Here is a 10,762-nt window from a genome sequence, read left to right as displayed (position 1 = left end):
TTTGCTCTCTTGCCACCTAGCTGCAACACGAACTATTTAGGGTATGGTAGGGGGCGGGAAAATTAATCAAACGATCAAATAAATCTAGCGTTAAAAATCCGGTGGGCAGGTAAAATGCATTGGCGTGCCATATTCAGGATGGGTGATATATAACTCCTGAGCATGTAACTGTAAGCGTGGAGCTAAGGCTTTTGCTTCATCGTGAGCATAGAAACGGTCGCCTAATATTGGGTGGCCTAAAGCTAACATATGGACTCTCAGTTGGTGAGAACGTCCCGTAATGGGTGAAAGCTTCACGCGAGTAGCTTGTTCTTCGCGCGCCAATACTTGGTACTCCGTTTGTGCCGACTTACCTGTTTCAAAGCACACCTTTTGCTTAGGGCGGTTTGGCCAATCACAAATTAGCGGTAAATCAATCAAGCCTTCTTCTTTTTCTAAATGTCCCCAGACACGAGCAATATAGAATTTCTTGGGCTCTCGTTCCCTAAATTGGCGCTTTAGCTCACGCTCAGCCTTTTTGTGTAATGCCACAACCATGACGCCACTGGTCGCCATATCTAAGCGATGTACGGATTCAGCGGCAGGAAAATCACGTTGAATACGGCTCATAATGCTATCGTGGTGCTCAGGTGCTTTTCCAGGTACAGAAAGTAGTTCGCTTGGCTTATTCACCGCAATAATATGGTCATCTTGGTATAGGACATGCAGCCAAGGTTCAAGTGGTGGATTGTAAGGTATCATTCAATTACCCGTTATACTTCAAGTTGTAGGGGTGTTGGTGTCGCTCAGCTACTCGGGGCATATGCTCCCCGAGATATCTTTGCTTGCCGCCTACCTACAACTCGAATTATTTAGGGTAATCCTATTGTTATTACGTAAAAACACGACGTAATGATTTAGCTGACTCGAGTTGTAGATTTTAAATTCACAATCGAACCATAACGTGTTCTATGGTTCGATTGTTATAGCTTACTGATGCGTCACGACAACTAAGCGGATGGCATCGAGGCGCCATGTTGCTTGGTCGATATTGGTGATCAGTTGCTGGCGTTCTTCTTCAATAATATCCAGCTCTTCATCACGGATATTTGGGTTGACCGCTTTTAGCGCTTCTAAACGAGAAAGTTCTAAGGTTAACGCTTTATCAGCGGCATCTTTTGCGCTCTCAATCAGTAATTTCGCTTCTTTTTCCACCATCGGTTCAGACAAACGCAGGACTGAGTGCACTTCGTTTTGCACTGCATTCACCAGTTTGCTCGCCATATGACGGTTAATGGCATTTAATTGGCGGTTAAAACTTTCAAATTCCACTTGAGAAGATAAGTTATTGCCTTTTAAATCAATTAACAAACGTACTGGTGTGGCGGGTAAGAAACGACTGATTTGTAGGTTTTTTGGCGCTTGTGCTTCGACCACGTAAATTAATTCAGTCAATAACGTACCGACAGGTAATGCTTTATTTTTCAGTAAAGAAACTGCGCAGCTGCCAGTATCACTCGATAACACTAAATCTAATCCATTACGGATGATTGGGTGTTCCCAGCTGATAAATTGTGTATCTTCACGGGAAAGGGCTTGTTCCCTATCAAATGTGATGGTGCAACCATCTTGTGGAAGACCTGGGAAATCAGGGACTAGCATATGGTCGGATGGTGTTAAGATGATTAAGTTATCGCTCTTATCTTCCTGATTAATACCAACAATATCAAACAAGTTTAGTGCGAAGTTAACCAGCTCAGTGTCGTTATCGCCTTCACCAATCTCTTCTGCTAGCTGGTTGCCTGCGTCTCCGCCGTTTGAATGCATCTCCAGCAAACGGTCACGGCCTTGTTCTAATTGCAGTTTTAAGCTGTCGTGTTCATCGCGGCATGTTTTGATGAACTCATCAAACCCTTCGGTGACAGTTGGTTCAGCCATAAATTGCAGCAGTGGTTGGTAGTATTTATCGTAAATGGCGCGACCTGTCGGGCAGGTGTGCTCAAAAGCATCTAAGCCTTCGTGGTACCAGCGGATTAGCACTGCTTGTGCGGTATTTTCTAAGAAAGGCACATGAATGCTGATGTCTCGACTTTGACCAATACGGTCTAAACGACCAATACGCTGCTCTAGCAAATCAGGGTTAAATGGTAGATCGAACATCACTAATTGGTTAGCAAACTGGAAGTTACGGCCTTCTGAACCAATTTCAGAGCACAGTAATACCTGCGCCCCTTCTTCTTGGGAAGCAAAGTAGGCTGCAGCACGGTCGCGCTCCAACAGTGATAGCCCTTCATGGAAGACGGCGGCACGGATTGCTTCACGTTCACGTAATACTTGTTCTAATTGCAGTGCAGTTGCCGCTTTTGCGCAGATAACCAGGACTTTCTCATTGCGATTCGCGGTTAAAAAGCCCATCAACCATTCAACGCGTGGATCGAAGTTCCACCATGTCGCATTTTCCCCTTCAAACTCTTGGTAAATTTGCTCAGGGTATAGCATCTCTTTCGCGCGGGTTTCCGTGTCTTTTTTGGTGCCCATAATACCTGCGACTTTAATTGCAGTCTGGTATTGGGTCGGTAATGGCATTTTTAACGAATGTAGCTCACGACGAGGGAAGCCTTTAACACCATTACGGGTATTTCTGAATAACAGACGGCTCGTGCCATGCCTGTCCATTAACATGTTAATCAGTTCTTGGCGTGCTGCAGTGCCATCTTCCGTTTCAAGATTAGCGGCTTTCAGTAATGGCTCAATATCTTGCTCTTTGATCAAATCATTGAGTAAGTTTTGTTGATCATTAGTCAGTTTATCGCCAGATAACAATAATGAAACGGCATCAGCCACAGGGCGGTAGTTCTCCTGCTCTGCAACAAATTCCGCATATTCATGGAAACGACTTGGGTCGAGAAGGCGCAAACGAGCAAAGTGACTTTCTTGGCCAAGCTGTTCAGGTGTTGCGGTTAACAGAAGGACTGATGAAATATTTTCTGCTAATGTTTCAATGACTTGGTATTCACGACTTGGCGCTGCTTCACTCCATTGTAAATGGTGGGCTTCATCGACAACCATCATATCCCAGCCCGCTTCAACTAGTTGGTCGAAACGCTGCTTATTGCGACGGACAAAATCCAGTGAACACAGGACTAATTGCTCGGTTTCAAATGGGTTATCGCTATCGTGTTGTGCTTCGCTATAACGGCTATCATCAAACAGCGAGAAACGCAGGTTAAAACGGCGGAGCATTTCCACTAGCCATTGGTGCTGTAAGCTATCTGGAACAATGATAAGGACGCGCTCAGCACGGCCTGCAATGAGTTGCTGGTGGATGATCATCCCAGCTTCAATGGTTTTTCCTAAACCGACTTCATCTGCGAGTAAAACACGTGGGTGATGGCGTTTGCCAACTTCGTTGGCAATGTGTAATTGGTGTGGAATTAAACTGGCGCGTATGCCACGTAGGCCTGTGGCTTGATGTTTAACCTGTTCGCTTTGAAATTTACGCGCGCGAAAGCGCAGTGCAAAGCGATCCATTCGGTCAATCTGTCCTGCAAATAAACGGTCTTGTGGTTTATTAAAGGTCAATTTACTATCGAGAAACACTTCTCTGAGGCTTACATCAGTTTCTTGCGTGTCTAAACGCGTACCAATGTAAGTTAATAATCCTTTATCTTCTTCAATGCTTTCAACTTGAAGTTGCCAGCCATCGTGGCTGGTGATGGTATCACCTTCATTAAACATCACCCGGGTAATGGGCGCATCACTGCGTGAGTATAGGCGGTTTTCACCACTTGCAGGGAAAAGTAACGTTACCATGCGGGTATCAATAGCCACAACGGCGCCTAATCCAAGTTCGCTTTCTGTATCGCTGATCCAGCGTTGACCAAGAGTAAATGGCATAGATTTAACTTAATTCCATAAATTTGTGAGTTATTCTTAGATTTTTTAAGACAATTTTTATCAGAGTCTTCGCCCAGTGTTGGTGCAACTCATTATCTGTTGCACAAGGAAGAATTCGATTTTTGTAAAAACAGTCATTACCTGATGATTAATTATACACATTAATAAATTCAAATTGCAGTGGCTCCCATCATTGCTTGTTCTTCTTAGCGAAAATCGCGTTAAAGATAAGGTAAGAAATGCTGATTGAATTATAACGAGTATTGCTGATTATCGCGCATTATTTGTGCAGTCTAGCTGTGCGGATATCAAAGGGGCGTTATATTAATTCAACCGAGGCTTATCGTCACCTGTTAAAAAAGCATCAGTGGAATAATAAATTTTAAAACAACAGGGTGATTTGGCCTGTTAATAGGGTATCAAAGTCATCCTGTAGAAAAGGTAAAATTGCATCGGCTATTGGCTTGATTTGCTTGGAAATATAGTGTTCATAATCTGGCCTTGCTGTCACGATTTCGAGGGGTTCAGGCCCAGCCTGTGTGATGATATAGCTTATCCAGCCCCCATTTTGGTACTGTAATGGGCGTTGCAATTTTACATTATAGTCATCTGCGGCACGTGCAGCGCGGACATGAGGTGGAACATTACGTTGATAATCAGTGAGTTTTCGACGCAAGCGCTTACGATAGATTAAGCGGTCGTCAAATTTACCCTCACGAATATTTTGAATATATTCACGAATATATTCACGATACGCTTGCCGATGAAAAATTCGGGTGTAGAGCTCTTTTTGAAAAATTTGTGCTAGCGGAGTCCAATCTGAACGGATCGTTTCTAGCCCTTTGAATATCATTTTATCTTGGCTTAAACCCGCATAACGTTTTTTACTGCCCATTTCCGCACCACGCACGGTTGGCATGAGAAAACGGCGGTAATGCGTTTCGTACTCAAGTTCAAGAACGCCTTCGAGCTGCCATTCATCTTTTAAGTGCTGTTTCCACCAAGTATTAACGTAATCACGCAGTGCATAGCCAATTTTTTGCGCTTGTTCCTCGCTGTGTTGATCGCGTAGCCAGACGAATGTGGAGTCCGTATCCCCATAAATGACTTGGTAACCTTGGGATTCAATCAATCGCTTAGTTGTACGCATGATTTCATGGCCGCGCATCGTAATCGAAGCGGTTAATCGCGGGTCAAAAAAACGACAACCTTCTGCGCCAAGCACTCCTGCAAAGGCATTCATAATGATTTTTAGGGCTTGAGAAAGTGGTGCGTTATGTTCTTTCTTGGCTTTATCGCGCTCTTGCCAAATATGGCTAACAATATCAGGTAAACAATGGGTTGTACGCGAAAACCATGCTTGGCGAAAACCTTGAACAGAATGTTGTGGGTCAGGGTGAGCAAGCCCTTCAATCATGCCCGCAGGGTCAATTAAAAAGGTGCGAATAATTGAGGGGTATAGGCTTTTGTAGTCTAGCACTAACACGGAGTCATACAACCCTGGTTGTGAGTCCATTACAAATCCCCCTGGATTTAACTGCATTTTGTGCTCAGTCAAATTTGGCGCAACGAAGCCAAGGCGATGTAAGCGTGGAATATAAAGATGGGAGAATGCAGCAACAGAACCCCCCATTTTATCTGGCACTAAACCTGTAACGGATGAACGCTCTTGTAAGAAAGCCATTAGGTCGGTTTTTTCGAAAATGCGGTGGACTAGAATACAGTCTTGAATGTTGTAGTGCGCTAAAGAGGGTTTATCGTGAGCAAAGCGACGGTTGATTTCGTCCATCCGATCGTAGGGGGTATCAATCGCTTTACCTTCTCCTAAAAGTTCTTGTGCGACGAATTCCAAACTAAATGAAGCAAAATGCCATGTCGCATTTTTAAGTGCATCGATGCCGTCGATAATTAGCCGCCCTTGAGCTGAGGCGAAGAAAACACCTTGTTTGAAGCCATGTTCCCGCCACTCAAGTTTTGTTCCTTGCCGGCCAAATAACAACGGAATGCCGTAGCGTTCTGCGTGTTTTTGCAAAACCTGTAAGTCGAACTGGATTAAATTCCAACCGATTATGGCATCAGGGTCATATTGTTGTAGCCACTCATTGAGTTTATCGAGCAATTGAGGTCGGCTATTTACATACACAAGGCGGTGATCTGAATTTAATGCAGGGCCTTGCTCAGGGCCTAGCATAAACACCACATTATCATCACAGCCAGATAGCCCGATGGAATACAGCTCGCCATGTTGACTGGTTTCGATATCAAGAGAAACGGCTTTAATGTTCGGGCGATAACCTTCACAAGGTTTGAGCTGGTATTCACCACGGGAATTACGGGAAAACCACACAGGCGCTGTAATGAAACGCTCCATTAAATAGCGTTCACAAGGGCGAATATCCGTTTCAAATAGCTCAACACCTAATTCTTTACAGCTTTTTTCGATATTTTGTAATTGGCGATATTGATGACAATAGATGGCGTAGACTTTTTCCCTTTTAAAGTCAGAGAGTTCGAGTAATCGGTAGCTGACATTTAGTTGCTCATCTAAAAGATGCTGAACAATCGGCAGTTTTGAGGCGGATAAAAAGCCAATTGCTTTTTGATTAGGAATGGTGACTTTTTGTGGGTGTGTGTCTGTAAGAAGCCAATACGTGACCTCGACGCCGTGGCGGGTGTCTTTCCAGTGCCGGCTCAAGATAAAGCCTTGTTGTGCAGGGGTCATTGGTTGGGGCATTGGGCAACTCGGTTTGCTAGTATCCCCAATAATATACGACAATGGTGTGAATTTATACAGTATTAATTGGTATTGGTGACACGAAGAAGCGCAGAGGCTGCGCTTTGCCCTTGCAATAAAACCTGTGTATCGCCGTCATAGGCAATTTCACCCGCAGCTACCACTAAGGTTCTTGGTGCGATTTGCAGGGCATCGTCCACATTATGAGATACCATTAATAGTGTGATGGATTTTTCCATACAGACTGTTTTTAACAACGTAAGCATTTCATGGCGAAGCGCAGGGTCGAGGGCTGAAAAAGGTTCATCAAGTAATAAGATCGGTTGATTGCGAACCAAGCAGCGAGCCAGTGCAGCACGTTGGCGCTGTCCTCCTGAAAGCTGTGCGGGCAAGCGGTCTAAGTACTCAGTTAGGCTGACATGGGCTGCAATTTGTTCGACGACCTGCATTTGCTTTGTGCTTAAACACAGGCTTGGCTGCAAACCGAGGCCGATATTTTGCCGTATCGTTAAGTGTGCGAATAAATTGTTTTCTTGAAATAGCATGGAAACAGGGCGTTGTGCTGGCGGGGTAAAGGTATGATCTTGCCCATTAAGTTCTATCGTGCCTGTTTTGGGAAACTGAAAACCGCTGATTAAGCTTAGTAACGTACTTTTTCCCGCCCCACTTGGCCCCATAATCGCGACACATTCCCCTGATGTTACTGAAAAATCAAATGACATCGTTAAGTTATCATATTGGTAGTCTAAATTTGTCAGTTTAATCATGGTGTTTTCCTGAAATACGTTCGAGCAGGCTAAATAAACAAAAACACAGTAATAACAGTAGCATCGCTGTTACTGCACCATCGTTGGTGCGATACGCCCCAATTTGTTGGTACAAATAATAGGGAAGTGTGCGGAAATTTTCATTGCCAAACAGGGCGACGATGCCAAAATCCCCCACCGAAATCACACAGGCGAATGCGAGTGCTTGGGCAATAGGTTTGCGTAACGCTTTGAGTTCGATAATTTTAAAACGGTTAAACCCTGTTATTGCCAAGGATTGGCATAAAGGATTATATCGCTCCGCGGTGTCTCTCATTGGGTTTTCTAGGACTTTTAAGGCATACGGGATAGCCAACAAGGCATTGGTCATGATCACTAAGGGATAGGGTGACTCGGGTAGTCCAATGGTTTCATTGAAAAAGATAAAAAATCCCGTTGCAAGTACAATCCCAGGCATGGCTAAAATAATTAAACCACTTAATTCAATCGCTTGTCCAAGTCGCATTGCGTGGCGCAAACGCAGCTCACGGCTACTCCAAAGCAACATCAAAGTGAGAATCACACAGACTACACCTGCGCATAGTGCAATAAAAAGGGATGTTCCTGTGGCTTGCCATAATGCAGGTTGCTGTAAAACAGAGAATAACTGCCCGTTTAAACCATCAAAAAACACTGCAAGCAGCGGGGGAAGTAGCAATAGCATCGCCGTCACAATTAATAAACAGTCACGAATACGGCGAAAAAGGGTATCTGCGGGGTCTACCCACCGCGTTTGTTGGCTAAAACCAACAGAAAATAAGTTATTGATTTTTTGGCAGATAAACATCAATCCAATACAGAAAAACAATTGGATGAGCGCCAAAATTGTGGCTCTACCAAGGTCAAAATCATAATTAAGCGCTTGATAGATTGCGAGCTCAATCGTTGTTGCCGCAGGGCCACCACCTAAAGCGAGTACGGTGGCAAAACTGGCAAAGCACAACATAAAGATCAGTGCGGCAGTTGGTAGAATTTGCCTACGTAAATAAGGCCATTCTAAGATCTTAAACTGCTGCCACTCATTAAAACCTAATTGTGCGGTCAATTGCCGTTGTTCAATGGCGATGTTTTCTAAAGATTGCAGCAACATCCTTGTGGCGAGCGGCATATTAAAGAAAATATGCGCAAGTAAAATTCCCTTTAAGCCGTACGGGGAAAAGTGATATTCCACGCCTAGCCAGTGGCAAACTTTTGCCAGCCAACCTGTTTGTCCATATACCGATAAAATACCAAAAACAGCGACTAAAACGGGGAGGACAAGTGTCATCGCACAGAGGCGTATAAATAATGACCGCCCCCAAAAACGGCGGCGGTAAAGCGCTCTCGCAAGGAAAATGGCGGGAAGCACAGAAAAAACAGCCGATAAAAATGCCTGCCAAAAGGTAAAGCCAATGACATGCCATAGATAACTATCGCTGATGATGTCATCAATGGCTATTTCAGGCGCAAAAAACCAGAGCGCCCCAAAGCTGAGGAGCGCTATCGCAATTAATAAACCAGAAGCGAGAACTCCTGGCAATAAAGACAGATTAATTAACGACTGACGGCGGTTTGCCATAAACGTGTCCAATTTTGACGTTCTTTAGCCACTTCTTGTGAACTAAATTGTAAGGCTTTTTCTGGTAGAGGAAGTTGGTTGTAAACGTCTGGGAGAGGGATATCAATGACAGGGTACATCCAGTTAGTGGTCGGTAAGGTATTTTGGAAATCAGGTGTTAAAACAAATTGCAAGAATTGCTTAGCAAGTTCAGGCTGTGGGCTGTTTTTTAACCTTGCAGCAACTTCCACTTGCATGTAATGGCCTTCATTAAATAATGCCGCGGCATAATTATCTTTTTTATCATTTAGCATCTGGTAGCCTGGCGATGAGGTATAACTCAGAACAAAATCCCCTTCACCTTTTAAGAATAAACCGTATGCTTCGCTCCAACCTTTGGTGACCGTTAGGGTTTTTCCTGCCATTTTTTTCCATGCATCAGCGGATTTTTCACCATATAGTTTTTCAATCCATAACATCAGCCCAAGTCCTGGTGTACTGGTGCGTGGGTCTTGGTAGATGATTTTCCAGTTATTTTTGCTGCTTAATAGCGCATCCATGCTTGCGGGAGGTTGCTGGATTTTATTCTTGTCATAAATGAATGCAAAATATCCATAGTCATAAGGAATGAAAACAGAGCTATCCCATGCAATGGGTAATTTTAGTGCGGTTGTGTCAATTTCAGCAGGGGCAAAAAGGCCTGTTTTCTCAGCTGAATCTAATAGGTTGTTATCTAGGCCTAAAATAACATCAGCTTTACTTTTCTTGCCTTCCATTCTCAAACGGTTTAACAGGGCAACACCATCACCTAACGCAACAACTTTTAATTCACAGTCACACTGAGCTTCAAAATTCTTTTTAATTTGCGGGCCTGGTCCCCACTCTGCAGCAAAGGAGTCATAGGTATAGACAGTTAGGGTTGGTTTCTCTGCCCATGCGAATTGACTCAAACTGAGTGCACTGAGGGTAAAAATCGATGCTATAATTTTGTTTTTAAACATGCTTTTTCCTGCGCTAAAAAGAGAGTGACACAGGATTTGAGAGTGAACCGATGCAGGTTTGCAGGCGGTGGCTCAAATCCCTACGCCGGTATTAACCGGATCAGGTTCTACGGGTTATTTCTCAGCCAAAATAATTTTGGCACCCCGTTGAGGCACTCACTATTGTAGAGACTTCGGACATATCTGCAAACTGTATTGATATAGGTTTACCAGTTAGGGTATGTGTGAAACAATTAGGTATCTTTCAAATTTGGTTATTGGGGTAGTCGAGTGATTGATGATGATGGCTACCGCCCGAATGTAGGAATTGTAATTTGTAATCGGCAAGGGCAGGTTCTATGGGCTCGCCGCTATGGTCAGCACTCATGGCAGTTTCCTCAAGGGGGCATCAACCCAGGGGAATCACCTGAGCAAGCGATGTATCGTGAGTTATACGAAGAAGTTGGGCTACAGCGTAAGGATGTCAGGTTACTGGCATCTACCCGTAATTGGTTACGTTACAAATTACCCAAGCGTTTGGTGCGTTGGGATACAAAACCAGTTTGTATTGGGCAAAAACAGCGTTGGTTTTTACTCCAACTGCAATGTAATGATGCCGATATAAACGTGCAGCGCAGTAAATCGCCAGAATTTGATGGCTGGCGATGGGTCAGTTATTGGTATCCTGTCAGGCAGGTGGTTTCTTTTAAACGGGAAGTTTATCGCCGTGTAATGAAAGAATTCGCTCCAGTTGTTATGCCTTTACAGGAACAAAAATTACCACAACGACCCGCTTTTAATAACCGTAGGCGCGGAGCAAAGTAAGCCT

Annotated in this window: 7 protein-coding genes and 1 riboswitch; of the genes, 1 reads left to right on the top strand and 6 read right to left on the bottom strand. The window is 44.1% G+C overall.

Annotated features, from left to right (window positions below; translation table 11 throughout):
- Nucleotides 1-90 precede the first annotated feature (90 nt).
- The 6 genes from rluA to thiB all read right to left on the bottom strand — a co-directional run bounded on the left by rluA (nucleotide 91) and on the right by thiB (nucleotide 9,954).
- Nucleotides 91-741: a bifunctional tRNA pseudouridine(32) synthase/23S rRNA pseudouridine(746) synthase RluA gene (rluA, locus tag PR808_RS17590; protein WP_206083711.1), complete on the bottom strand. Its 651-nt coding sequence runs from the start codon at nucleotides 739-741 to the stop codon at nucleotides 91-93.
- Nucleotides 742-969: 228 nt separating this feature from the next.
- Nucleotides 970-3,876, bottom strand: a complete 2,907-nt coding sequence (gene rapA / locus PR808_RS17585; protein WP_272539804.1) for an RNA polymerase-associated protein RapA — start codon at nucleotides 3,874-3,876, stop codon at nucleotides 970-972.
- A gap of 382 nt (nucleotides 3,877-4,258) precedes the next feature.
- A complete protein-coding gene (locus PR808_RS17580; RefSeq protein ID WP_375083673.1) occupies nucleotides 4,259-6,610 on the bottom strand; it encodes a DNA polymerase II in 2,352 nt (783 codons plus the stop codon).
- A gap of 62 nt (nucleotides 6,611-6,672) precedes the next feature.
- Entirely contained in the window at nucleotides 6,673-7,377 is a 705-nt protein-coding gene (gene thiQ, locus PR808_RS17575) for a thiamine ABC transporter ATP-binding protein ThiQ (protein WP_272539803.1), read from the bottom strand.
- The gene (thiP, locus tag PR808_RS17570) at nucleotides 7,370-8,974 is read right to left on the bottom strand and encodes a thiamine/thiamine pyrophosphate ABC transporter permease ThiP (RefSeq protein ID WP_272539802.1); all 1,605 of its coding nucleotides are present in this window, start codon (nucleotides 8,972-8,974) and stop codon (nucleotides 7,370-7,372) included. The genes thiQ and thiP overlap by 8 nt, the downstream gene beginning before the upstream one ends.
- Entirely contained in the window at nucleotides 8,950-9,954 is a 1,005-nt protein-coding gene (gene thiB, locus PR808_RS17565; protein WP_272539801.1) for a thiamine ABC transporter substrate binding subunit, read from the bottom strand. Before thiB ends, thiP begins: the two co-directional genes overlap by 25 nt.
- 59 nt (nucleotides 9,955-10,013) lie before the next feature.
- Nucleotides 10,014-10,111, bottom strand: a riboswitch (TPP riboswitch).
- Nucleotides 10,112-10,224: 113 nt separating this feature from the next.
- On the opposite strand from thiB, the gene rppH reads away from it, so the two are divergent.
- Nucleotides 10,225-10,758, top strand: coding sequence for an RNA pyrophosphohydrolase (gene rppH / locus PR808_RS17560; protein WP_206083716.1), 534 nt, complete (start codon nucleotides 10,225-10,227; stop codon nucleotides 10,756-10,758).
- The last annotated feature ends 4 nt before the right edge of the window (nucleotides 10,759-10,762 follow it).

It is taken from the genome of Providencia sp. PROV197, assembly GCF_028479625.1.
GTDB classification, from domain to species: Bacteria; Pseudomonadota; Gammaproteobacteria; order Enterobacterales; family Enterobacteriaceae; genus Providencia; species Providencia vermicola.
This window is presented reverse-complemented; position numbering and strand designations above follow the sequence as displayed.